This is a genomic window from Bacillus sp. FSL K6-6540 (assembly GCF_038007545.1).
Genome location: NZ_JBBOXH010000001.1, coordinates 6,591,194 through 6,616,585 on the forward strand (window position 1 = coordinate 6,591,194; position 25,392 = coordinate 6,616,585).

The window sequence follows — 25,392 nt, forward strand, 5'->3', positions numbered from 1 at the left end:
CCTATTAGAAAATCGCCTAAAATGGATTAAGCAAGTCGCGAATGTAAAGTATACATTGCGGCTTGCTCACTTTTCACAAAACTGCCAACTTAAATTATTTTATTTTTGATTGAAGAGCCAAATCACTTTCTACCATCATTTTAACTAGTTCTTCAAATCCAACCTCAAGCTCCCAGCCTAACTTTTCTTTCGCCTTCGAGCAGTCTCCTAAGAGCAAGTCAACTTCTGCAGGACGCACAAATTTAGGATCTATGACCACATAATCTCTCCAGTTCAAACCTACATGGCCAAACGCAACTTCAACCAACTCCTCGACGGTGTGAGTCTCACCTGTCGAGATTACGAAATCTTCAGGTTTATCTTGTTGAAGCATCAACCACATAGCCTTAACATAATCGCCCGCAAAGCCCCAATCCCGCTTGGCATCTAAATTCCCCATTCTGAGTTCTCTTTGTAGTCCTAGTTTTATTCTGGCAGCAGCCGTTGTAACTTTTCGAGTAACGAATTCGATACCGCGCCGAGGTGATTCATGATTAAAAAGAATACCTGAGCAAGCATATAGGTCATAGCTTTCTCTGTAATTTACAGTAATCCAATGGCCATAAACTTTGGCAACACCATATGGGCTTCTGGGATAAAATGGTGTAGACTCTTTTTGTGGTGTTTCCACTACTTTACCGAACATCTCACTACTTGATGCCTGATAAAATTTAGCTTCAGGTTTTCTTGATCGTACAGCCTCCAATAAATTTGTTACACCGATTCCTGTAATCTGACCAGTCAGAGAAGGCTGGTCCCAGGATGTACCTACGAATGATTGCGCAGCAAGATTGTAGACTTCATCAGGATTCGAGATTTTTATTGCGTTCACTAACGAACCATGATCGAGCAAATCTCCTTCAATAAATTCAATTTCATTCTTAATGTGTTCTATATTATCCATAACGGGTGTACTCGTTCTACGTCGTAATCCATAAACCTTATATCCCTTTTCAAGTAACAAATCTGCCAGATAGGACCCATCCTGTCCTGTAATCCCTGTAACTAGTGCACTTTTAGTCATTGTCATAATCTCCTTATTCTCTTTAAATATTTAAATGTAAAAACATTATAGATACTGCTCAAGTTTTTGCATTCTCAACTCTTTTAATAACATCTTTACTTCCTGTGCCTTATCCTTGGCACATATAAGAGTGACATCTTCTGTATCTACAACGATTAGGTCTTCAATGCCTAATGTTGCAATCAACTTGCCATTACTCTCGATAATACATCTCTTGGTGTCCAGATTTAAAATATTACCTTTAATAACATTTCCGTGTTCATCCAGATCATTTATTCGTTCAAGAGCAGTCCAGCTTCCGACATCATCCCAGCCAAAAACACATGGAATGACAAATATATCACTCACTTTTTCCATAATACCATAATCAATAGATTGATCAGGCATTTTTATGAATTCACTTTCTATTATCTCATTCCGATTCGAAAATTTAAAAGCAACTTTCATTGTTTCTAACAAATCATGAACTTCTGGCATCAAAATTTTGAAATAGTTCCTGATTACCTTTGTTCTCCAGATGAAAATCCCACTATTCCAGTAGAAATTCCCCGATGCTAAATAGTACTCAGCAGTTTTATAATCAGGTTTCTCTACAAACTTGTTAACTTTATATACTTCTAGTTCATTAATCAATAATTTTTCATCTGTGCCCTCAATATACCCATAACCCGTTTCAGGATACAACGGTTGTATCCCCAAAGTCACCAAACTCTTATCATCCTGAGCTGCCTCAATACCTGTATTAAGTATTTTAATAAATCCCTCTTCATTCTGGATAATATGATCAGAAGGCAGAACCACCATCGTACTATCTGGAAACCTCTCTTCGATTATGATCGAAGCCAGCCCGATACATGGTGCAGTATTTCTGCCAACGGGTTCAATAATTATATTATCATGCGGCAAATGAGGTACTTGAGCTTTGATTAATTCTGCATAAAGTCCATTTGTAACAACAAATACCTGAGTAATATTAACTAACTTTTCTAATCGCTCTATTGACTGCTGAATCATTGATTTATTGCCTGAGATATTTAGAAATTGTTTAGGAAGATTAGTGCGGCTTTTTGGCCAAAACCTCTCACCTTTTCCACCAGCCATCAATACACAAGTAATTGTCATGTTACCCTCCGAATTTCCATTTATAAATATAGTCTAGACGTCTGTTGATTAATTGTCCGACTTCTTCGGGAGAATAGTTGGTTCTTATATATTCTCTACCTTTTTCGGCAATATGATTGTAATAGCTAGTATCTGTAACAAGCTTCTTCATAAAAAAAGCTGCATGTGTTAAATCCGGATCTGCCCACGATTGATAAGCCTTATAAGGCCCATAATCCTTTCCTACTTGAACTATGTGATAATCAACTAGACACGAATTGCTGGTATTCATAAAATCAGTGTTTGAAGACCAATTTGTTCCAATTACCGGTTTGCCCAAAAACATTGCTTCAGCAAGTCCTAATCCGAATCCCTCGCTTCGATGAAGGGATATAAAACAATCTATAATTGAAATCAAAGCATTTATATCATTGCGGCTAATAGTATCCTTTATAAGATAAATATTTTGATAATCACTAATAAGTTCATCAAGCTCGTCTAGTTCAGTTTTGCTACTATTATAAGAGTTCACCTTCAAAACCAATCCAACAGAGCTATCTTCAGGCTTAAACGCTTTTTTAAATGCTTCGATCGAGGCTTTGGGGTTCTTACGTTCTTGATAACTCTTAACATCATACATAGATAGAAACAGGAAGACTCCATCTGGCAAACCAAAAAACTCCCTGCCACGAACTTCATTTATATTAACCTGAATAGAATGTGGTATTTTCACCACAGGCACTGGACTTTTCATAGCTATTGAATCAGCCACAAATGTAGAAGGAACCCAGATTTCATCAACAAGTTCAAAAGCCTCTAACCATTCATCTGGAAAATCCGGTAACTCCCAGTGCCAAAAACCGATATTATATCGATTTTGGAACAACGAATTTCCATACTGAGCGTAGACCTCCAACATTTGTTCGGCATTAATATGAAATACATTAATGTTGTATTTAGGTTCTCCAATTTCCTTCGACGACCATGTAAGGTCAGACATTCTAGCACTATTCGTGCCCTTGAAATTAATAATTCCAAAAGGGATACCCGCGGAATCCATACTATTAGCAGCTATTCGACATGATTCTCCAATCCCCATCTCCGCTCGTGAATAGCCCAGTAGATTAACACCCTTTTCCAGGTTATTGCTGTAACTTTGATCTTGACTCTTTTCTAGAGGATAAGCTTTCTTCAAAAGCGCCCTTTTTACCCTTTGCCTAAAGCCGGGAGATAACAAGCGAGTTATAAGAGGCTTTGTTAATACTGCTAACTTATATGTAAATTGATATATTACTTTTTTAATATACAACACCACCGGATAACAAATATACGTAGAACAGGAATCTAGCCCCATTCCCCTCATTATGCTAAAATATTGTCGTATCTACAAGAAAAGGAGCTAAATACGTTGTCGAATCCAGTATACGGTAAAAAAGCCGCTGAGTCGAGGATAGAAGGAAAGAAGCCAGCTTTGTTTTGGGTATTAATATCAGGAATTATCTTATTTCTGTTTTGGACACCATTCCAAACCGCTCTATTTAACGGACAAATGTTAGTATTTGAGAAACCTATTTTCTGGGCTGCCATCTTAGCATGTCTATTGATACTTCTTTGGATTGCTCATTCCTATAAAAGCATCCAACTAAAAGATCAAAGAGATTGGCTCGCCGTGGGTGTGCTTTTACTCCCCGCAACTTACATACTTTCGCTCATTAGCGCTGCTTCTCATGTTCTTGCCATGAATATGGTCATCATTAATTGTATCTACGCCATTATGTTTATCATCGGATTATACGTGTTACGCGAGAATTTGGGGAATCGAATCATTCAAATCACGATTATGACGGTTTCTTATCTTATCGTGGGATTTGGCTTACTCAACTGGTTTGGCCAAGGCAAGATGGCGGGCGCCATTGCAAAATGGTTTTCCAATACCGTTTTAAATGGCACGTACACCCATGCCGTCATGACTGACTCTAACGGTCTGCGTCTGACTTCGGTGTTCCAGTACGCGAATACTTATGCCGCTTTTCTCATGGCATTCCTTTTCGCAGCGGTCTTTTTCATTACGACATCACGAAAATGGTACGGGCAGGCCTTTCATAGCTTCATGTTGGTACCTATCATCGTATCGCTGCTCTTGACACTGTCTCGGGGCGGTCTGGTGATGTTACCTGTTGTATTTGTTTTGTTGCTCCTATTCCTGAAGCCAGCTAAACAATTATTGTGGATCTTGTACTGCGGTATAGCAGGCGTAACTTCACTGATCATTTCCAAACCGGTAACAGAGCTGGGGTTGAAGTTAAATGAAGCCTTTAGCAGCACTGGAGCCCTTAAGGGATGGGGCATTTTGCTTGGTGCTTCCGCTATTGTAGGAATTCTCGGATGGGTTATACAAAGTTTTGTTGCTCCCAAACTTGGACGGTCTTTAGACAATTGGTCGGCTAAAAAAACCTCCAACTTATGGATTCCACTCGGTTCCGTTGCAATTGGAAGCTTGCTGATCTTCCTATTCATCGGTACCGGATTAAAAAATATACTTCCGCAAAACATCAGCGTCCGACTCGAAAATATTAACTTTAATCAGCACAGTGTTCTGGAACGCTTTACATTCTATAAAGATGCCATGAAGGTTCTGGCAGACTACCCGATCATCGGAGCCGGAGGCGGGGCATGGGCTTCACTCTATGAGCAGTATCAGAACAACCCTTATACAAGCCGTCAAGCACATAACTTCTTTTTGCAGTACTTAATTGAGGTCGGAATTGTCGGATTTGTGATATTCATGTCGTTTATCCTGTATATTTTCTACAAGTATATTCGCGGTTATATCAAAGGGAATGAAGACGAACGTAATAGTCACTTCCTTTATCTCATCATCGTCCTTTCCATTTTGATTCATAGTATTTTGGACTTTAACATGAGTTACGTGTTCATGGGGATCTTAGTTTTCCTTGGGCTTGGCGGTATGGCTGCCGCGATGGAGCATAGACCGGTTAACAAATGGAATATAAAAGATTCCACTGCTAGAGGCGCTTATAGCGTTGTGGTTGGTCTCAGTGCTGTTCTTGTCTTGATTACTTCGATTCGATATGTTCAAGCTGCCGATGCAGCTACGGAGGCTCGCAGGGTCATCCAGGTGAGTACCTCTTATGAAGAGATCAAAGCTCCTCTGGATAAAGATCTTAGTATCCGTTCGAGTCATCCAGACTCTGTTCTGCTCCTATCATCGCTCTATCAAACGGTTTATCAGCAAAACCAAGACGAAGGCTTCTATAATGCATCAGTTGATTTACTTAAAAAAGCACTAAAAGACGAACCTTATAACAAACTAATGCTGCGAAGCTTAATAAATTTATATGGAATTAAACAGCAGCCGGAGCAAGCATACGAGGTTCTGATCCAGAATGCGTATAAATTTAACTGGGACATTGAATGGCACAAGGACATCATACTGCACGGGTATGAACTCGGCATGAAAGCCCTTGGAACTGGCGATACCATTAAAAAAGACGAGTACTTTATGAACGCAACCAATGCTTTCGCCAAAGTCCAAGAAGGCATTCAGCACCTAAAGACGTTGCCAGAAGAACAACTCCAGGGGAATCCTTTTGAAAATACGCCGGACATGATCCTCCATGCAGGCAAAATGTATTACATGATGAATCAGCCAGAGCAGGCGGCCAACGCCCTCAAGATAGGCATCCTGGATGACCTATCACAGTCATCTACTCAAGAGATCGCCAGATGGTACCTCGCTGCGCTCCAGAAGCAAGGCCATGACGATGAAGTTCTGCTTGAGAAGTTAAAAAAAGTTGATCCGAATGCTGAGCAAAACGTCAAGCAACTGTCAAATCTTCAATTCTAAGTAAAATAGCGGGTGTGTTCGGTAGATGTTGACCTACCGAACACACCCGCTATTTTTTTGACTCCTATAAGACTATCTCACTTTCTCCACTACTTTACTCATATAAGCTAATAAGTCCTCTCGTAATTCCTCTCGCTGTAGCGCATAGTGAATACTAGTCTGAATAAAGCCCATTTTCTCCCCGACATCATGACGTATACCTTCAAAATTGTATGCTACAATCGGACTCCGGCGGGCTAGTACAGACAGAGCATCGGTCAGCTGGATCTCACCATTCTTGCCAGCTTCTTGATCCTTTAGTAAATCAAAAATTACCGATGGTAAAATATAACGCCCCATTATGGCCAAATTGGAGGGTGCCTCATCTCGAGAAGGTTTTTCAACGAGTCTCGATGTTTCATAGATACGTTCTGATTTCTGGAATCCATCTATGATTCCGTAACGATCGACTTCGTTCCAATCAACGGGCTGAACGCCTACAATGGCAGATTGATAGGTATCGTACACTTTCATCATCTGCTTCAGGCAAGGGACCTCAGACTCTACAATATCGTCACCGAGCAGCACGGCAAACGGCTCGTCCCCGATGAACTTGCGCGCACACCATATAGCATGTCCCAGACCTTTGGGCTCCTTCTGCCGGATATAATGGATATCGGCCATGTCCGATGGCTTCCGCACCTCTTCTAGAAGCCCCCACTTCCCCTTCTCAGCCAGATTATGTTCGAGTTCAAATGAGGAATCAAAGTGATCCTCGATCGCCCGTTTCCCTTTACCCGTGACGATAATAATATCCTCAATGCCGGAGGCTACCGCTTCCTCGATGATGTATTGGATGGTAGGTTTGTCCACAATGGGAAGCATCTCTTTCGGCATCGCTTTTGTAGCTGGCAGGAACCGCGTGCCAAGCCCCGCTGCTGGTATGATCGCTTTACGAATATTCATTTCTAACTATCGTCTCCATTTCCGCATTTTCCCGAATGATGCCATTGTAACATGTTCTGATTTGTCATTCGACATTAAAATCGGTTTTCTATCAAAAGCAAACAGCTCAGCGTAAAGGCCAGTAGCGACTCGTTGTAGTCGAAAAACGATGAGCATGGAGCACAGCAGCATGAAAGCAATGCCCCTTTGTATGGTCGTGGTCATGCTAAATATCTCTCCCATCTTAAGTCGTATTTCGAGCAGCCCAGAATGACTCCCTCGGTCTTTTATCGGTTGTCGGCACTGCTTTCACAAGCTGAATCCGATAACTCCAGATAACTAAATCCATTTTTATCCATGGAAATGACCGAGATCCCTCCGATATACTAGTACGAAACTTCGATGGACCAAAAAGCCAAAGGAGCTGGTTGCTGATGAAAGAGAGAGACGCCTATTTCGATAATCTCAAATTCATACTGATCCTGTTGGTGGTCGTGGGGCATCTCATCGAGCCGTTTAACGGCGAAGCAGCGATGGGAGCGATCTATCAGTTCATTTACTCGTTTCATATGCCGTTGTTTATTTTTGCGGTCGGTTATTTTGCCAAATGCATTCAATCTCCCAAACAATACGTCGGCCTGCTGTCGGGACTGGTCGTGCCGTATTTCATATTCGAGACGCTCTATACCCTGTTCGACTACTACATGCAAGGCTTGGATCGGTTCGACTTCACGTACTTTTACCCCAATTGGATCCTGTGGTTCCTGTTCAGCATGATGCTGTGGAAAATGCTTCTGCCGTACCTGCTGATGCTCAAATACCCGCTCGTCGTCTGTTTCGCGATGTCCATCATGCTCGGGTACTCGATCGATGTCGACTATTATGCAAGCATTTCGCGCACACTGTACTTCCTGCCCTTTTTTCTCATCGGATATGTTTTCAAAAGGGAATGGCTGGATATTATCAAGGCCCGGCCATTTCAACTGCTATCGATCATCCTGCTCTCCGCCGGATTTGTCTTGCTGTACGTCATATCGCCGATCCTGCCAACTAACTGGTTCTACGGGGCGATGCCTTACCTGGAGTTTGGCTTGGACTCGTGGTATGCAGGCCTCTACCGTATGATCACCTACGCCTTCACCGTCATCATGGGACTATGCGTCCTCTCCCTCATTCCGAGGTCGGATACGCCCTTCACGGACCGTGGGGTGAATACCATGTACGTCTTTTTGCTTCACGGGTTCATCGTCAAAACGATGCAGCATCTGAGCTGGTTCGAAGCGTTCCGGTCCACGGGAGGCAAGCTGCTGCTGATTCTGCTCGGAGCACTCTTGACCTGGCTGCTATCCTCGTCCTGGATCAAACGCGGCTTCGGGTGGATCGTCGAGCCGAACGTCGGATTTCTATTCCATTACCGATCCAAGCACCGCCATGAACGAGCTGAAACGAAGCGTTCCGACGCAAAAAGGAGTGATGCCTAACTTGGCATCACTCCTTCATATTATCTCGGCATAAACGCAATCCGCGTGCTGCTTCCTTACTTCACCAACTGCCCCCGCGTTACACCAAGCTGGTTGGTCGCCTTCAGCTTCTTCCACACCTGGGTGCCGCTGATCTCGCCGCGCAAGGCGCGGTTGTAGAGATCGATGACCTCGTGGACTTGCTCCGGCGTTTCCTCGAGAAACTCTACGCGGTAGCTGGATACGCCCAGCTCCATGAAGTTGGCCAGGTACTCGGCGCCGGATTGCTCGATGGCGTTGTACACGGTGTTCCGGCAGCCTTCGTCGACCCGTACCGGGTGGGACATTCCGATCCGGTCCTGCAGGGAGACGCGGCTCTCTTCGCACGGACGACCGCAGTTCGTGAAGTCCGTTCCTTCGCTGAGGAAGGTACAGTACACGCAGTGCTCCGTATGGAACATCGGCAGATGCTGATGGATGACGATCTCCATCTTGGATGTGTCGGCCTTCCCGAGAAGATCCACCATCTGCTGGATGTTCAGATCATAGGAAGGCGTGACGGCGTCGCATCCGGCTTCGACGAACAGGTCAACCGCCTTGTGGTTGGCAATGTTCAGAGAGAAGTCGCCGATCAGCCGGGGATGCTTCGCCCCCGGGTTCTCCATCCGGTGGCGCAGGTAGAAATACAGCGCACCGGTGTTGCGCACCAGCACGGCATCCGGCTGGAGGCGCAGAATGTTGTTGTGGTAGCCGTTCTCGCCCGGCATGTGAATGCGCGGCGTTGCCAGCGCAATCTGCTTGCCGGCTGCACGCACGGCTTCCACCGCTGCCGGGAACTGCTTGATGAACTCGAAGTCGGCGTAAATCATCTCGACGCCGGCCGCAAGTGCAGCCTCAACCTGCGGGAGGCTGCGGCACAACGCGGTGAGCTTCGCCTCACCGCGGGCCACGGGCGCTGCGGGCGCAGCCGCATCGCCATACACCGACACCGCCCGTTTCACGTACACGGGCGGCTTCGGCCGCTCGCCGGCGAGCAGCTCCACCGCACGGCGGCGGATGCTGTTGAGCTCGCGAATCGGCACGATGACGTCGCCATACAGGTCGACGTCGAGTGCCTCAAGCTGGAACACCGTTCCGCCCAGGCGGCCAAGCTGCTCCTCCAGGATCTCCTGGGTGAGCGGCCGCTTCTGGGCGATCTCCAGTTCCAGCTCCGAATCCACCTGGACCGTCGTGCCCTTCTGCACATCGGTCCACCAGGTCGACAGCGGCTGTCCGGGACGGCCGCTGACGCGCACATGTACCGGGAATACCCGGTACGGCTTCTCCGTCTCGTACGTCTGACGGAGGCGCTTATCCAGCGCCGGATCGTTCGTCTTCCAGATCCGGTCGCCAACGTGCAGCTTGCGCAGGTCCACGTCGCTCCGGCCGGGAACGATATCGACGATCCAGCCTTCCTGCGCCTCGCCCTCCAGCTTGACGCCTTTGCGGCGCACGTCGTAGACGCGACCGCCTTCTTCTTTTTTCGTTGGGTCGCCGGCATCAAACACGATACCGTCCCCGCGCTTCAGCGGCGCATCCAGCTTGCAGACGACGCCGTCGCGCAGAATCTGCTCCACCCGGCCGAGGTACACGCCGCGGCTTTTCGGGAACGTGCCTTCGACCAGCTTTTTATTGTTCGTTCCATCCAGGAAACCATGGGTGAAGCCGCGGGAGAAGCTCTGCTGCAGCTCACGCACCTCTTCCTTGCTCGGTCTCGCATCCTCGCCGTCAAAATACCGATCGATCGCCTTCCGGTACTTGCTCACGACGTTAGCCACGTATTCCGGGCTCTTCAAACGGCCCTCGATCTTGAACGAGGTGACGCCCGCTTCAATCAGCTCCGGCATCAGATCGATCGCGGCAAGATCTTTTGGCGAGAGCAAGTAGGCAACGTCGCCCATCGGCTTCTGCTCGCCATCCACGATCAGATCGTACGGCAGACGGCAGGCCTGCGCGCACTCTCCGCGATTGGCGGACCGGCCGCCCCACATTTCGGAAGTGAGGCATTGGCCCGAGTAGGATACGCATAGCGCACCGTGCACGAATACCTCCATCGGCAGCTTCGCCTGCTCCCCGATCTTCTGGATTTGCTTCAGATTGTTCTCGCGTCCTAGAACAACGCGTTCCATGTTAAACGGCTTCGTAAACTCGACGGCCTCCGGCGACGTAATCGTCATCTGCGTTGAGCCGTGGATCGGGAAATCCGGAGAAATCTCGCGAATCATTTTCACCAGACCCAGATCCTGCACGATCACCGCGTCCACGCCGGCATCCACGCAGGCATCGATCAGCTCCTTGGCATCCTCCAGTTCGTTCTCGAACACGAGTATATTGAAGGTCAGGAACCCCTTAACCCCATAACTGTGCAAAAAGGCCATAATTTCGGACAGCTCGTCCATCCGGAAATTGTTCGCCCGTGCGCGCGCATTAAATTTTTCGACCCCAAAAAAGATCGCGTCCGCCCCGTTCGCCACCGCGGCCCGCATGCAATCCCAATCCCCTGCCGGCGCCAGCAGCTCCACGTCTTCTCTTCGTAGTGCTTTCGTGTCCATCTATATCCTCCCAGACCGGTCCAAGCCGGCGTGCTGTGTACTACTATTCTTCCATTGAAACCTGCTAGCCATACTCTATGTTCATAGAACAGGGCATCCGACATCTATATCAATTGTTTGTAAACCATTTGAAAGCTTTTCAACTTATCTAGTGTACCAAAAGTCCGGCTTCTCTTCTACCTGCTAACTTGATTTCCACACATTTGATAGTGTTGCCATAATCCGCATGGCACTCGGTTTTGTACAATAACAAAAACAAGCCCTCCATCGGAAAGCTTGCCTCACATTATCCTCTGTGGCTGTTACTGGCGCATGATCACCGTGCGGGGCTAGTGCTCTTCACTCTCTTTTCTCTGCCTAAGGAGATTACTTTCCCTTTCCTTTATACAGGGATACCGCATTGGGATTTCAAAATCCTGTAGTCAGAATCTCCTTAACATCTCAGCGGTCGACAGCCATTCAAGAATGTCCCAACGACCACGCACCGTGCGCACAGGGAGCAGTGCACACGATGTACAAAACTTTAGATCGGAATCGTCCCGTACCGTCACCTGGTTCCAGGATTCCTCCATTACAGGTTTGTCTGTGCACGACCTGCCCCCAGGTTTGCCACTACATCGTCCTGCACAACGCCCCTACTCCTTACTCAGCACCCTCCAGCACAAAATCCATGCTCGCCAACCGTTTGCCGTTCACGACGATGTGAAGGCGGTGATCGCCGGAATAGAAACGGCGGGTGGAGATCGGCTTAAACGATTGCTTCTTCTCCACCTTCCAGCATCCCGGCGCATAAATCTTGTCCGAGCATTTATAGCGTTTCGGCGCAAGCTTGCCGCTTGCCTTCATATAATCGATCTCGTAATCGATGCGGAGCGCCATCGGATAGCCGGTTTCGTTGACTAACTGAAAAGCGAACTCCAAATCGTCCCCCATCGTAATCACGGAACGTTTGATGCGCAGCTCGCGCACCTCCAGTCCTTCCAGCTTCTCAAGCTCCTCGTATCCGAAAATAGCCAGTGCCCGGATATCCCCTTTTCGCAGCAGCGAACGCAGCGCATGACGTACGATCCAATCCGTTAGCGGATGGCGGCCATACCATTTGGCTGCGATCTCCAGCACTAGCTCCGGGTGATCCTTGGAGATATCGTTCAAGTGATTGGCGACGCTTTTTCTAACATACAAGGAGGAGTCCTCTTTCAGCTGCTCCAGAATCGGCAGCGCCGGGCGCGGATCCTTGATCAGGGCCGGCAGCTGCGGCGCCCAAGGCAGGCGCGGTCTGCAGCCTTCACTCGCCAATCGGCGCAGATGCTCGTCATCGGACTGCGCCCATGCCATCATCTGGGCCAGCATCCCATCCTGGTCCCGGATGATAAAAGGCCGGACGGCAAACTCCGCCGTGGAAGAATGCGTGAATACCGCCAAAGCTTCCATCGACGTCTCCAGATCATCCATGCCGTTCACCTCGACATAATCGGGAAAAAACACGTATTCCACGCCTCTGAAATGCGGAGCCACCTGCTTCAGGATCCCGACGGCTTCCCGGTAAGAAGCAGGCAGCGTGTCCGTTAAGGCCAGTGTAATATGCCGGATGCGCTGCTTGAACTCCTCCTGCTCCCAGGCTTCAATATGAATCAGCGTCATGAACCGGTCCGCATCGAATGCCGGATAAGCCTCCTTCAGCCGGTCGGTCACTTGCTGGAACAACGTATTCGAATATAGATCCTTCAGCGTTTCTCTCATATCAGTTCTCCCCAAAAAATAATTTTTACGATCTTGCATCCACGTCTCATGGAATCCTGAAAGCCCTTTATTCATGCGATAAACCGGCGGTTCCGCCTCATCCCCAAACGAGCCGCCGACCGCTCTATCCCCATTCCCCGCCTCTTCCCAATCCAAAACATGTGGTGTAGGATGAAGTTGCACGCCTTTCGCTTTAGTGCGGTAGTCTGGTTGATTCCAGTTTACCAAATTGGGGGGGCGTTTTGCTTTATCCGCATCCGGATTGCCCTGTTGGGACCTCAGCCGATGCACGGATGGACTGAACACCAATCGAGACCGCAAAGTCATACGTTTATCGACGTACTTACTCCAATGAAAGATCCACATGTAAAGGAAGCAGTTCTTCCAAAAATAAGGCGGGTAAGCCCATGAAGCTTACACTTTCTTATTTCTGATACATGTAATACATACACCATTACTTATTTAAAAAGACAGGAGGCGAAGCTCGAAGGAGTACAACAAATCGCACATCAGGAGATGAAGAAGACATGGAAAGTTGGAAAAAGAATTTATGGATACTATGGTTCGGCTCATTTATCGTTTCATCAAGCTTCTCGATGGTCATACCATTTCTCCCGCTTTTTCTGATTGAGCTCGGCGTTACCAAGCATACGGAATTGTGGTCGGGACTGCTGTTCAGTTCCGCTTTTTTTGCGGGCGCCTTGTCCTCTCCCTTCTGGGGAGCCGTCGGCGATAAATATGGACGCAAACCGATGATTATCCGCGCGGGCTTAGTGCTCTTTGTCATCTATGTACTGATGGCATTCGTCACGAACGAGTATCAAGTGCTGATTCTCCGCCTGCTGCAAGGCCTGCTCTCCGGCTTTATTCCGGGCGCGATCGCGATCGTAGGCACCAATACCCCCGAGAAAAAAGTCGGCTACGCCCTCTCCATGATGTCCACGGCCACCGCAACCGGCGGCATCATGGGCCCGATGATCGGAGGCACCCTGGCCTCCCTGTTCAGCAACCGGATGGCATTCGGATTGGCAGGGATGCTGTGCTTCGCAGCCACGCTGCTCGTCATATTCTGGGTCAAAGAAGAGAAATTCGTACCCAGCAAAGAGCGCGTCTCCGTCATGAACACGTTTAAGGTCGCCGGACACAACAAGGCGCTGATGACCGTGCTCATGCTTACGGTACTGACGCAGTTCTCCGTCATGACGATCGAGCCCGTACTGCCGCTGTATATCGCTCAGATCGGCGGCTCTTCATCGCATACCTCGATGATTGCCGGCTTTGTGTTCTCCATCGTCGGGATCGCCAGCATCCTGTTTGCGGCCCGCTGGGGACGCCTGGCCGATAAAATCGGGTTCCAAAAGGTGCTGCTGATCGGCCTGCTCGCCAGCGGAATCGGATCGCTCGCCCAGATCCTGTTCAGCAACATTTGGGCATTCTCGGCCATCCGCTTTGCTTACGGCGCGTTCTTTTGTGCCGTGTTCCCGGCACTCAACGGCCTTGTGGTCAAACATACGCCTAGCGAATTCCGCGGGCGCGCGTTCAGCCTCAACCAAACCGCCAACCAAATCGGCGGAATGGCCGGGCCGCTCGCGGGCGGCATGATCAGCGGCATCTTTAATATTCACTCGGTATTCTTAATGACAGGCGTCTTAATGCTGATTACGACCGCCATTACGTATTGGACGATGCGGCCGTCTCGCGGGCAGCCTGTAGAAAAAGGCTCTCTTTCTTCATAAATGTCTCCCGTATGCGCACGCGTTAAGTTTTGATATGACGCGTGCGTTATTCATTACGGATATCAATAAACCCTCTCCCACGTTCTTTCCGAGAAGCTCTTTTTCATGAACCAGCATGTACATACACGAATCCCACAGCTATCTTCAATCACACTTTATTGAATCCCTCGTCTCCCTTACAACCGCGAACCTCTTGCGTAACAACTTGGTCTCTTCCACCGCTTCACACATGCATGTGACGATCCGCTTCATCCCAAGGCACCGCATAACCGCTGCCCTTGGCGCAGAATATCGAAGAGGAGCTGTATTCCGGGTCTGCGTTCTTGTCGTATCCTTTGCGTTCAATGACCTCTGCCTCGTTATGGCACCGGTCATATCCGCCGTATACCAGCGATATCGTTCCTCTTCCTTTGGTGTACGCCGCTAATTCCATTCCATATTTCATCATGGTGGATACGGGTGCCGATCCCGTGACCGTTACCTTGTCTCCCACCGTTTCCGGAGGATCGAAGCTTGCTTTGGCCTGGGTCAAATCCGACATTAACCGTCCGATAAACTCGGCATCCACCTTTACCTTGAAATGATAGTATGGCTCCAACAGCAGACTGGTTGTTTTCTCCAGCCCCTGTCGCAAAGCGCGATACGTGGCTTCCCTGAAATCGCCGCCATGCGTATGCTTGTTGTGCGCCCGTCCCTTCAGCAGGGTAATTTTCATATCAGTGACCGGCGAACCTGTAAGCAGCCCGTGATGATCCCTCTCGCCAACATGCTGGGCAACCAGATGCTGATAATTAACCGGCAGCATATCCGGATGGCACGCATTGGCAAACAAGATTCCGCTGTTCCGCTCTCCCGGCTCCAGCCGGAGGTGCACCTCCGCGTAATGCTTCAGCGGTTCAAAATGGCCGCTTCCCACAACCGCCTCCGTTATGGTCTCTTTATATAAAATCTCCGGCTCGCCGAACGCAATGCGGTAACCGAACCGCTCAAACACGATTCGTTCCAGCACTTCAAGCTGAATGATGCCCATCACATGAATATGAATCGCCTGTGCCGGCTCGTCCCACTGCACGGACAGGGAAGGATCTTCCGCATCCAGCAGCCGGAAGCAGCGCAGCATATCCTTGGGATGAATCGAGGACTCGAATTGCACCTTGGACTTCAGCGTCGGCACCAGCTCGTATACCGTCCGGCCGCTAAGATCCCCCATCCCGACTCCTGCCGCAGCAGCGGAAATGCCGGTAACCGCAAACAGGTCGCCCGCATGCACACGGTCAACAGGGGTTGCCCGTCCCCCATTGATCAAGCGGATATGCGTCACCTTTTCCGTGATCGTCTCCGTTCCGGAGACATACGTGATTTCATCCCGCACCTGCAGCGTGCCGCCAGTGGCCTTGATATAGGTCAGCCGGGCGCCCTGTTCATCATGGCGAATCTTATAAGCCCTCCCGGCAAATGCCGCCTCGGGATCGTAATCCGTTACCGTCAGCAGATCCAACTGATGCATGAAATGGGTTACGCCCACGTTCTGCAGGGCGGATCCGCTGAAGCACGGAAACAGCTCCCCCTTCCGCACCATTGCGGTCATCGCATCCAGCCACCGCGAAGCCTCATATCCCTCTCCCATATAGAGCTCCAGCAGCTTCTCGTTCCGCTCCGCAATAAACTCAATGAGCGAAGACTGCATCAGGCCTTCATGCAGCACATCCTCCTCGGTTAGCAAACAGACGTCTTCGGCAAGCTCGCTGCGAATCTCCGCCAGCACGCGCGGCACGTCTGCGCCTACCCGGTCGATTTTATTGATAAATAGGAACGTCGGCACGCCATGCTTGCGCAGTAACTGCCACACCGTCTCCGTATGCCCCTCGACACCTTCCACGGCGCTGATGACGACAACGGCGGCATCCATGACTTGTATGGCCCGCTCCATTTCCGGCGAGAAGTCGACGTGACCCGGCGTATCGATTAAATAATACGTGGAACCGTTAAAATGCATGGTGGCCTGATCGGCAAATACGGTAATGCCCCGTTCTTTTTCAATGTCATGTCGATCCAGATATGCGCTCTGGTGATCCACCCGGCCGCGCTCCTGAATCGTATGGGTCGTATATAACAATTGCTCCGCCAGCGTGGTCTTGCCCGCATCCACGTGGGCGAACATGCCTATCGTTTTTTTCATCCGCTTATCCCTCTTCTGTAAGCCGGTTTCATGAATGATCCATTTGCTCTCACTTTTTAATTTTAACATATCAGGCTCCCTGATCGGCACGTATGTTCTACATTATTCGGATGAGGGCCCGTCATTCCGCTGCCTAAACCAAAATAGCTGCCCATCCGCACCATGAGTGCAGCAGGACAGCTATCGGTGTTATCAAACATTCGCTTTATTCCATATGATGTGAGTTCATAATTCCATTCTGCGGGTTATTTCACGAGCTCAAACGAGGAGAGCGTACGCGCCAGCGCCGCTTGCTGCACTTCCGTTGCATTGGCATCATTCAGCGTGGTCATGATCGTGTACGCGATATCCCCGCTTTCAAAGACGATCTCCTCGGTCGTATAACCAACGCCGTTCTTCACCTGATGCACCTTGAACGACACCGCAGGCACGCCGGCAAACGTGATCTTATCGACGCCCAGCAATTTCACCGTCGAAGCTGCGCTGGCCTCGTTATAATACCGTTTCAGATTGCTGACGATGACTTCGGCTGTTGTATCCTTTTGGGCGGTAATTTCAAAGCCGCCCCCGGCAAAGCCGTACTCCACGATTCCCTGCTCGAACTGATCGTTCAGCGGCTCCCAGTACCTTGGAATATCGATATGATAACGGTACGTCTCGGAGCTTTTGCTTCGCATCTTGGTTTTATCGGTCAGGTAGCCCTCTTCGCCGATGCGGCCGAAATTCGCCGGTACCACATCGTAATCGATCTCGATCGATTCGAGAACCTTTTTCCAGTTGGAAGCCGTCCGTTCCTGCCCATCCGGTATCGCATACTCCAGATAATAGCGGTAGCCGTTCTTCTGGACCATCACTTCATATTCCGTTATCCATTTATTCCCGAAGTTGTAGCGCACCTCTTGAATCTGCCCTTTGACGCCGGAAATCTCCACAGGCGTAAGTCCGATGTATTCGTACGATTCCTCGACAAAGGATTCGGCCAGCCAGTCTTTAAGGCGCTGCCCCCAAGCGGCGAGGGTACCATCGGCCCCCGTTGGAGCGGATGTCACCGAGACGGACAGATAGCCCTCTCCTTCGCTGCCGTATAACATATCCTTGTTGTTGATTTCCCAGCCTGCCGGAATGCCGAACCATATGCCGTATTCTTCGTTCCCTGCTTCGCGGAACCCATCTACGATGGAGGATACGTCTTTTACCGATTTGTCTCCTGCCCGATAGGCCGTTCTGAAAGAGCCCAGCAAGCTCGCGTGTTGGTCCATATCTTTATAGTGAACCGCTTCGGCATCGGCAAAATACAGTTCATAGACGCGGTCGTTGGCATAGTACTGCCGACCTTCCCACAAGACGCCGTCGACATCGCGGGAGACCACTCTGGCATACGGAACCGCTGCGCTTGTGACCGTCTCTTGGTGAAGCACAACGTCTCCGGAGTCGCCCACTTCCTTCAGGAGCCGTTCCAGCAGATCATCTGGACTCAGCTTCACCTTGTGGGAGGATGCATGCACCTCCAGGTAATAGCGGCCCGTAGCATCATTGAAAGCCGAACCGCTCTCATCGTCCGTGCCTCTTCCAACCATCATCCAGGAGGGATAATTCAAACTCCATTCATAATAGCTGTTCCCGATTCGGGTCTTCCCGGTTGTATTGTTGATTTCGCCCTCGTCCTGCTTCTCTTCCTTATCCGTGACCATGAGGCTGATGGCCAGCTTGCCCTGGGAGGAGCTTACCTTGGCGCCGATTCCCGCCGCAACCGGGCGCAGCGGCACCATCAGCGTACCGGACACCATGGTCGGTTCCACCGGCAGTTGCACCTTTTTCCCGTCGATCCATGCCGTCTTGTTGTCCATGACGAGCACGACCGTATGCGGCCCTTGCAGCAGCCGTATCCGGTTCTCGCCCTCCAGCCTGATCTCGCTGCCAAACGCTTTCTTGAATACGCCCAGCGGCACCATCAGTACGCCCTGCTTCAGCTGCGGCTTGGCAATCGTGTAGGAAGTGCCATTGACGGAAGCTGTGCTGCTGCCGTTTTGCACGGTCAGTATACGCTTCTCCGGCACAACCGCTTCATCTCCCCATGCGGGAAGCGACAACGTCGTAAATAACATCAGCGCCGATAAGGTCCCTGCTGTCACCTGCCGCAGGCGCCGGCTAGTTTCCGTTCTTTCTCTCTTGTCCATTTACTCGGCCTCCCCAACGCTTGACGAAGCAGCTCCGTTACCGTCCTGGCTGAGCGTCAGTTTTACGTTCACGATATCCCCATCCCGCTGCATCAGCAGCTGAACCTGCTGACCGGGTATATAAGGCTTTAACCGTTCGTTGATATCAACAACGGAATAAATGCGCTTGCCGTTAATCGCATATAATACGTCATCCTCTTGAATACCGGCCTGCTTGGCCTGCTCGGACAACACCTTTGTAACGGTCAACGGATCGTCCGAAGGGAGACCCACGATGGCGGACCAGCTTTCCTCCAGCTCCAATCCGAGGCCAGCCCTAATAACCTCGCCGTATTTCAATAAATGGCCCACAACGTAGCGGACCGTTTCCGCAGGTATGGAGAAGCCCATATTTTCAATGCCGACGGCGGCGAACTTCTTGCTGTTGATCCCGATGACCTCGCCCTTCAAGTTGACGAGCGGACCCCCGCTGTTGCCCGGGTTAATGGCGGTATCGGTTTGAATCAGGCGATAAGAGCCGTCTACGCTCCGGTTTAGCCCGCTTACCACGCCCACCGAGGCCGAGTTTCGCAACGAGAACGAGATCGGCGTGCCAATGGCAACAACCGTTTCCCCGACCAGCGCATGCTGCGCTGTTGCCGCAAATTTGGCCGGCTTCAGGGACTTGGCATTGATTTTGACCAATGCAATATCGCTCTTGGGATCGCTGTATACGCCCTTGGCTTTATAGGATTTGCCGTCTGCGGTCACGACCGTGATTCCGGTAAGCCCGTCCACCACATGGGCGTTCGTCACGATCCAGCCGTCCGACTTCCAGATGACTCCTGTGCCATGCGCCAGATTGTATCTGTCGTCCACTTCGCCGCTTCCTTGAGCGGCCTTCCCGATAATGCCGACCACCGACGGCGACATCCGGCTGATGACTTGAGGCACTTCGTTCTGCTCATATGTATTCTTAGGCTTCGCGCTTGCTGCACCCGCAACCTCTGCCTGTGTGAGCATGCCGCTGCTTCCTGCCAAAATGACGGTCCCCAGCAGCATGGCCGCGGATCTTTTTTGCCATTGTATCTTTTTCAATTGGTATGTTCCTCCCCCGGTTCCATCCTCTACCCAACTTGTACTCCTCAATTTATCATGTTTTTCCATTTGTAACCATTGCTGATAGACCTATTTCTTTTACGTTTTTCCTGCGGATCGTGTAACTTGCCCTCGAAGAAACAAAAAGACGCCTTCACACTGCAGGTAGCAGAAGGGCGTCTTGTTTGTATGTATTTCATTTCATTCGTCATGAAGCCGCTTTAATAGCGTGCATCACGCCAACCTAATTGTTAAACCATCCTGTAATCATGGCATAGTCAGAATACAAGAACACAAATAAGCTGACGAGACCGAAAGCGATTGCGAATTTATTTTTTTGACGGGCCATCAACAGGCGAACCACGCCAACAAAGATCAGAATCGTAAACAAAATCATGAAAATATCAAATGTCTTAAATGTCGCGGTCGCATCCGATGCTGCTGCAAGGATCATGAAACGTACCTCCTCGTGGGTTTCTTCTCGGGCAAATTTACATATCTTCTTCTATGTTATCCATGTGCCCGTCCAGATGCAAGCCCCCCGCCCCTAAAAATGAAAAAAAGTCATAGAAATTTCTCATTTTTAACCAAATTGTCAGACATTAGCATGACTTTCATCATGGCAGGGACTAAATCAAGCTTACGAAATGGAGCCTAACACAGGTTGTTCCGTTATCCAAGAGGTACCCGGGTGGGATCGAGAATGGGATCCTCATACTCCTCCTGATCCTCCTGATCCTTTTGTTCCTCTGGAGCCGACTCCTGCTCGGTTACCGTCTCCTCCGCCAGATCCTCGCTTGGCAAAGCGACGGAAGGATCCATGATCGTGATCCGATCCACGGGGTCCTTTCTGACATCCAAAGCAACCTCGTTGGACGGTTCGCTGCGGATATGCCATTCGTTCACTGCGACCACATGGATCGTATACCGGCCGGGCAGACCTGCCAGCATATGGAGATTCGGAATGAGATAGGCCGGACTCTCTAACGGTTCATCGTTCAAACGTGCCCCCGCTCCGTCGGGTCCTGTGTAGTATACATGATAGGTTACGCCTTCCTGTGCATCTGACCAGGTTAAAGCAATGGATTCATCTTCCTCATTTAGGATGGCCTGAAGGCCCGACACTTTATTCGGGCGGCTCGAAACTTCGTTAGAGTAACCGCTCTTGCCGAAGCTGTTCACAGCCTCGATCACATAGTAAGAAGGCTCTTGAAAACGTACATCCGATATGGCATAAGAACCTGCGTCCACATTCGATCCCTCAGCTAATAAGGCATACCCCGCTCCCGATTGTCCGCTGGAATAGATATTGTAGGTTACGCCCTGCTGATGCGTCCAGGTTAATTGAGCCTGCCCCTTCACATTGTGGAACCTCAGATCATTCGGAGCTGATGGTGCCGTTGTTGGCAAAGCCTCCGATACGGCAGCTGAAGGTCCCGTCTCTGTCGGAGATTGTGCTGGTTCGGAATGATTAGGAGTTGCCGAGGCTGACCCTGAGGAAGTAGCAACGACGCCATGAATGACCGGAAGAGGGCTTTTCGGCGGTGTTTCCGTTTCGCCCACGGCAGCATTCAAATCGATTGACTCCACGGATTCCAGCCATTTGGCTGTAGCCCAGACAGCTTCTTCTCGAGTGACGGTACCCTTGGGGTTCAAACTGTCCGTGCCGGATTCCCGAAACAGTCCTAATTCCAAGGCCAGTGCCATAGCTTCCTTGGCATCATTGCTGGAGGACCCCTCCTGTAAATTCTGCTGAGAAGGTTCCGCGCCGGATCCGATCTTATCGGAAATCCCTCGCAGAGCTCTTTGATACAGCATCGCCATATCCTGGCGCGTCAGCGGCAATCCAAGCCCGAATCTCCCGTTGCCGACCCCTTTTACCAGCCCTTCCTGAACCGCAGCTTCGATTGCGGTGAAGGCAAAATGATCCTTAGGCACATCCTTAAAGGTAATGACTTCCGGAGGACTATCCGCATTCAGGTTTAACGTATGGACGATGAATATGACAAAATCCTGCCGGCTTATAGCCTCTGTCGAGCTAGACTCCCCCTGTCCGTCTAGGGGAAGGAACCCTTTATTTAATCGGGTAAGGGCTTCCTGTGCATCGAAGTGTTTCACACCCGAAACGGATACCCCCATCTCTGCCTGCACGCGATCCGAAACGGGTATCCCTACCTCTGCCTGTACACCGTCGGTTGAGTTTATGTATAAAGCACTTGCTGCCAAAACGATCAGAATGGAACAGGTGATCCTCTTCATACAATCCCTCCGTTTTATCGAAATCACCAAGATCATACCATATCCTGGAATGCGAGGATATTGGAGGATAGCATGAAAATAACACCGGACATAGGTGCATTCCTTGAAGGTTTCTCTAAATGACTTGCTCGCACCACTCCCTGTCCGCAGGGCTCGTGGTCCGGGGCATGCTTCGATGGCTGTCGACCATCACAAAAAAAGAGCCCCTGGCAATTCCGCCAGGGACTCCTCTCATTTTTATACCGATACCGGCATTGAAAATGGCAATGCGCCATTCCATGGCTAGGCAATTCCCATGCCGACAAGGAACAGATTCACGTCCGCTGACGTTTATTTAGCGGGCTGCTTCCACCTTGTTCAATTCCTCGGTTCGCTTCGTATCGCGTTCCAGAATCGGCTTCAGATATTTGCCTGTGTAAGACTCAGGCACCTTGACCAGATCCTCAGGCGTTCCCGTAGCGATAATGGTACCGCCGCCGCTGCCGCCCTCCGGACCCAGGTCGATCAGATAATCCGCGGTCTTAATGACATCGAGATTATGCTCGATGACGAGGACGGACTCCCCGGATTCCACCAGGCGGTGAAGCACGACGAGCAGACGATCGATATCGTCCACGTGCAGGCCGGTGGTCGGCTCATCCAGGATATACATCGTTTTGCCTGTGCTGCGGCGGTACAGCTCGGAAGCCAGCTTCACGCGCTGCGCCTCGCCGCCGGACAGCGTGGTGGCAGGCTGACCCAGCGTAATGTAGCCCAGGCCCACATCCATCAGCGTCTGCATCTTACGGTGAATTTTCGGAATGTTCTGGAAGAACTCCGTTGCATTCTCCACCGTCATCTCCAGGACTTCGGCGATGTTCTTGCCTTTATATTTGACTTCCAGCGTTTCGCGGTTGTAACGCTTGCCCTTGCACACTTCGCAAGGCACGTAGATATCCGGCAGGAAGTGCATCTCAATCTTGATAATACCGTCTCCGCGGCAGGCCTCGCAGCGTCCGCCCTTCACGTTAAAGCTGAAGCGGCCTTTCTTGTATCCGCGAATCTTCGCTTCATTCGTCTGGGAATAGATATCCCGGATATCGTCGAAGACGCCTGTATAGGTTGCAGGGTTGGAACGCGGCGTACGGCCGATCGGAGACTGGTCGATGTCGATGACCTTCTCGATGTGCTCCAGACCTTTCATTTCACGGTATTGCCCCGGACGTACCTTCGCCCTGTTCAAATCCCGAGCGAGCGTCTTGTACAGGATCTCGTTGACCAGCGTCGACTTGCCGGATCCGGATACGCCCGTTACCGCCGTGAACACGCCAATCGGAATTTTCACGTTAATATTCTTCAGATTGTTTTCCTTCGCGCCCTTAATCTCCAGCCAGCGTCCATCGGTCTTGCGGCGCTTGCTGCTGACCGGAATGAACTTACGGCCGCTCAGGTATTGGCCCGTCAGCGAGTTGGGGTCGTTCATAATCTCCTTCGGGGTTCCTTCCGCAATGACCTGGCCGCCATGAATGCCTGCGCCCGGACCGATATCGATGATATAGTCCGCAGCCATCATCGTGTCTTCGTCATGCTCGACCACAATCAGCGTGTTGCCCAAATTCCGCATATGCTCCAGCGTCGAGATCAGGCGGTCGTTATCCCGCTGATGCAGCCCGATGCTCGGCTCGTCCAGAATGTACAGCACGCCCATGAGGCTCGACCCGATCTGCGTGGCTAACCGGATCCGCTGCGCTTCGCCGCCGGACAGCGTTCCCGCCGAACGGCTGAGGGTCAGGTAATCCAGCCCGACATTAACCAGGAAGCCCAGGCGGCTGTGAATCTCCTTCAGAATGAGATTGGCAATCTGTTTTTCTTTCTCGCTAAGCTCCAGATGATCGAAGAATTTCAGGGATTCTCCGATCGACAAGCTGGTAACATAGGCCATGTTGCGATCATTGATCGTAACGGCCAAGCTTTCCTTGCGGAGACGATGGCCTTTGCATACATCGCACGGCTTGCTGCTCATATAGCCTTCGATGTATTCGCGGATACCCTCGGAGTTCGTATCGCGGTAGCGGCGTTCCAGATTGGGAATGATGCCTTCGAAGGTGACGTGCGCTTCCTTCCGCTGACCGAAGTCATTCTCATAACGGAAGTGAACCTTCTCTTTGCCCGTGCCGTACAACAGTTTATTCATCTGTTCCTGGCTAAAGGTACTGACCGGCTTGTCCAGCGGAATGCCGAAATGCGCGCAGACCGATTTCAGAAACTGCGGATAATACGTGGATGTGCCCCCGCTCCATGCGGCAAAGGCGCCTTCCTCGACGCTTTTGCTCATATCTGGCACAAGTAGCTCTGGATCCACGATCATCTCCACGCCCAAACCGTCGCAATCCGGGCAAGCACCGAAAGGCGTATTGAAGGAGAACATTCTCGGCGTCAGCTCTTCCATGCTGAAGCCGCAGATCGGACAGGCAAAGTTGGAGCTGAACCGCAGCTCCTCCTGACCCATGATATCGACCAGGAGCTGGCCGCCTGACAGGTTCAGTGCCGTCTCGATCGAATCGGCGAGGCGGGCCTCGATATCTTCTTTAACCACGATCCGGTCCACAACCACCTCGATCGTATGCTTTTTATTCTTCTCGAGCTCGATGTTCTCCGACAGATCGCGAAGCTCCCCATCGACGCGCACCCGAACGAAGCCCTGCTTCGCAATGTCGGCAAATAGATTTTTGTGCTCGCCCTTGCGGCCGGAAATGACCGGCGCGAGAATTTGCAGTCTCGTCTTCTCGGGATACTGCATGATGCGGTCTACCATCTGCTCGACCGTCTGGGAGGTAATTTCCACCCCATGGTCCGGACAGTGCGGGTGTCCGACCCGGGCGAACAGCAGACGCAAATAATCGTAAATTTCCGTCACGGTGCCTACCGTCGAGCGCGGATTGCGGCTCGTGGTTTTCTGGTCAATCGATATCGCCGGCGACAGGCCTTCAATGGAATCGACATCCGGCTTCTCCATCTGTCCGAGGAACTGGCGCGCATAAGCGGACAAGGATTCCACGTAACGGCGCTGACCCTCGGCATAAATCGTATCGAATGCGAGGGAGGATTTGCCCGAGCCGCTAAGCCCCGTCAGTACGACAAACTTGTCACGCGGTATCGTGACGTCGATATTTTTCAGATTGTGTGCGCGGGCGCCTTTGATCACAATTTTTTCACTGGCCAAACGATATCATCTCCT

The 25,392-nt window shown here is 50.5% G+C and carries 16 protein-coding genes; 3 read left to right on the top strand and 13 right to left on the bottom strand.

The genetic code is table 11. The annotated features are described in order from the left end of the window. Positions 1 to 94: 94 nt before the first annotated feature. Genes gmd through MHH82_RS29835 form a run of 3 tightly spaced genes read right to left on the bottom strand, consistent with a single transcriptional unit; the run spans position 95 to position 3,359 of the window. Complete coding sequence (gene gmd, locus MHH82_RS29825; RefSeq protein WP_340969140.1) at positions 95 to 1,063, bottom strand: GDP-mannose 4,6-dehydratase; 969 nt, start codon at positions 1,061 to 1,063, stop codon at positions 95 to 97. Positions 1,064 to 1,108: 45 nt separating this feature from the next. Beyond that, complete coding sequence (locus MHH82_RS29830; protein ID WP_340969142.1) at positions 1,109 to 2,185, bottom strand: mannose-1-phosphate guanylyltransferase; 1,077 nt, start codon at positions 2,183 to 2,185, stop codon at positions 1,109 to 1,111. A 1-nt stretch (position 2,186) separates the two neighbouring features. Further along, positions 2,187 to 3,359, bottom strand: coding sequence for a glycosyltransferase family 4 protein (locus tag MHH82_RS29835; RefSeq protein WP_445661983.1), 1,173 nt, complete (start codon positions 3,357 to 3,359; stop codon positions 2,187 to 2,189). 213 nt (positions 3,360 to 3,572) lie between these two features. On the opposite strand from MHH82_RS29835, the gene MHH82_RS29840 reads away from it, so the two are divergent. Then, entirely contained in the window at positions 3,573 to 6,032 is a 2,460-nt protein-coding gene (locus MHH82_RS29840) for an O-antigen ligase family protein (protein ID WP_340969145.1), read from the top strand. Between the two features lie 72 nt (positions 6,033 to 6,104). Here the strand turns inward: MHH82_RS29840 and galU are convergent, their stop codons facing one another. Beyond that, complete coding sequence (gene galU, locus MHH82_RS29845; RefSeq protein WP_340969147.1) at positions 6,105 to 6,977, bottom strand: UTP--glucose-1-phosphate uridylyltransferase GalU; 873 nt, start codon at positions 6,975 to 6,977, stop codon at positions 6,105 to 6,107. Positions 6,978 to 7,390: 413 nt separating this feature from the next. Between galU and MHH82_RS29850 the strand changes: the two genes are divergently transcribed. Continuing rightward, a complete protein-coding gene (locus MHH82_RS29850) occupies positions 7,391 to 8,437 on the top strand; it encodes an acyltransferase family protein (protein WP_340969148.1) in 1,047 nt (348 codons plus the stop codon). Positions 8,438 to 8,493: 56 nt separating this feature from the next. Here MHH82_RS29850 and MHH82_RS29855 read toward each other — a convergent pair whose 3' ends face one another. Further along, entirely contained in the window at positions 8,494 to 11,007 is a 2,514-nt protein-coding gene (locus tag MHH82_RS29855) for a U32 family peptidase (RefSeq protein WP_340969149.1), read from the bottom strand. A 642-nt stretch (positions 11,008 to 11,649) separates the two neighbouring features. Beyond that, positions 11,650 to 12,747, bottom strand: coding sequence for a DNA alkylation repair protein (locus MHH82_RS29860; protein WP_340969150.1), 1,098 nt, complete (start codon positions 12,745 to 12,747; stop codon positions 11,650 to 11,652). A gap of 527 nt (positions 12,748 to 13,274) precedes the next feature. Between MHH82_RS29860 and MHH82_RS29865 the strand changes: the two genes are divergently transcribed. Next, positions 13,275 to 14,483: an MFS transporter gene (locus MHH82_RS29865; RefSeq protein WP_090909955.1), complete on the top strand. Its 1,209-nt coding sequence runs from the start codon at positions 13,275 to 13,277 to the stop codon at positions 14,481 to 14,483. Between the two features lie 223 nt (positions 14,484 to 14,706). Here the strand turns inward: MHH82_RS29865 and MHH82_RS29870 are convergent, their stop codons facing one another. From MHH82_RS29870 to uvrA, 7 genes are all read right to left on the bottom strand, one after another. After that, a complete protein-coding gene (locus tag MHH82_RS29870) occupies positions 14,707 to 16,662 on the bottom strand; it encodes a GTP-binding protein (RefSeq protein ID WP_251501474.1) in 1,956 nt (651 codons plus the stop codon). Between the two features lie 245 nt (positions 16,663 to 16,907). Beyond that, entirely contained in the window at positions 16,908 to 18,839 is a 1,932-nt protein-coding gene (locus MHH82_RS29875; protein WP_340969152.1) for a stalk domain-containing protein, read from the bottom strand. Then, a complete protein-coding gene (locus MHH82_RS29880) occupies positions 18,840 to 19,916 on the bottom strand; it encodes a S1C family serine protease (protein ID WP_251501469.1) in 1,077 nt (358 codons plus the stop codon). Positions 19,917 to 20,160: 244 nt separating this feature from the next. Further along, the gene (locus MHH82_RS29885) at positions 20,161 to 20,370 is read right to left on the bottom strand and encodes a hypothetical protein (RefSeq protein ID WP_009594213.1); all 210 of its coding nucleotides are present in this window, start codon (positions 20,368 to 20,370) and stop codon (positions 20,161 to 20,163) included. A 218-nt stretch (positions 20,371 to 20,588) separates the two neighbouring features. Then, positions 20,589 to 22,175, bottom strand: coding sequence for an S-layer homology domain-containing protein (locus MHH82_RS29890; RefSeq protein ID WP_340969155.1), 1,587 nt, complete (start codon positions 22,173 to 22,175; stop codon positions 20,589 to 20,591). A 115-nt stretch (positions 22,176 to 22,290) separates the two neighbouring features. Next, positions 22,291 to 22,455: a hypothetical protein gene (locus MHH82_RS29895; protein WP_187293005.1), complete on the bottom strand. Its 165-nt coding sequence runs from the start codon at positions 22,453 to 22,455 to the stop codon at positions 22,291 to 22,293. Between the two features lie 54 nt (positions 22,456 to 22,509). After that, a complete protein-coding gene (gene uvrA / locus MHH82_RS29900) occupies positions 22,510 to 25,377 on the bottom strand; it encodes an excinuclease ABC subunit UvrA (protein WP_015737681.1) in 2,868 nt (955 codons plus the stop codon). Positions 25,378 to 25,392 lie beyond the last annotated feature (15 nt).

Coding starts and splice junctions, on each gene's coding strand:
- MHH82_RS29855 (WP_340969149.1), bottom strand. CDS start 11,007: ATGGACACGAAAGCACTACGAAGAGAAGACGTGGAGCTGCTGGCGCCG.
- galU (WP_340969147.1), bottom strand. CDS start 6,977: ATGAATATTCGTAAAGCGATCATACCAGCAGCGGGGCTTGGCACGCGG.
- MHH82_RS29850 (WP_340969148.1), top strand. CDS start 7,391: ATGAAAGAGAGAGACGCCTATTTCGATAATCTCAAATTCATACTGATC.
- MHH82_RS29860 (WP_340969150.1), bottom strand. CDS start 12,747: ATGAGAGAAACGCTGAAGGATCTATATTCGAATACGTTGTTCCAGCAA.
- MHH82_RS29885 (WP_009594213.1), bottom strand. CDS start 20,370: ATGATCCTTGCAGCAGCATCGGATGCGACCGCGACATTTAAGACATTT.
- MHH82_RS29830 (WP_340969142.1), bottom strand. CDS start 2,185: ATGACAATTACTTGTGTATTGATGGCTGGTGGAAAAGGTGAGAGGTTT.
- MHH82_RS29875 (WP_340969152.1), bottom strand. CDS start 18,839: ATGGACAAGAGAGAAAGAACGGAAACTAGCCGGCGCCTGCGGCAGGTG.
- MHH82_RS29890 (WP_340969155.1), bottom strand. CDS start 22,175: ATGAAGAGGATCACCTGTTCCATTCTGATCGTTTTGGCAGCAAGTGCT.
- MHH82_RS29870 (WP_251501474.1), bottom strand. CDS start 16,662: ATGAAAAAAACGATAGGCATGTTCGCCCACGTGGATGCGGGCAAGACC.
- MHH82_RS29865 (WP_090909955.1), top strand. CDS start 13,275: ATGGAAAGTTGGAAAAAGAATTTATGGATACTATGGTTCGGCTCATTT.
- gmd (WP_340969140.1), bottom strand. CDS start 1,063: ATGACTAAAAGTGCACTAGTTACAGGGATTACAGGACAGGATGGGTCC.
- MHH82_RS29895 (WP_187293005.1), bottom strand. CDS start 22,455: ATGGAATGGCGCATTGCCATTTTCAATGCCGGTATCGGTATAAAAATG.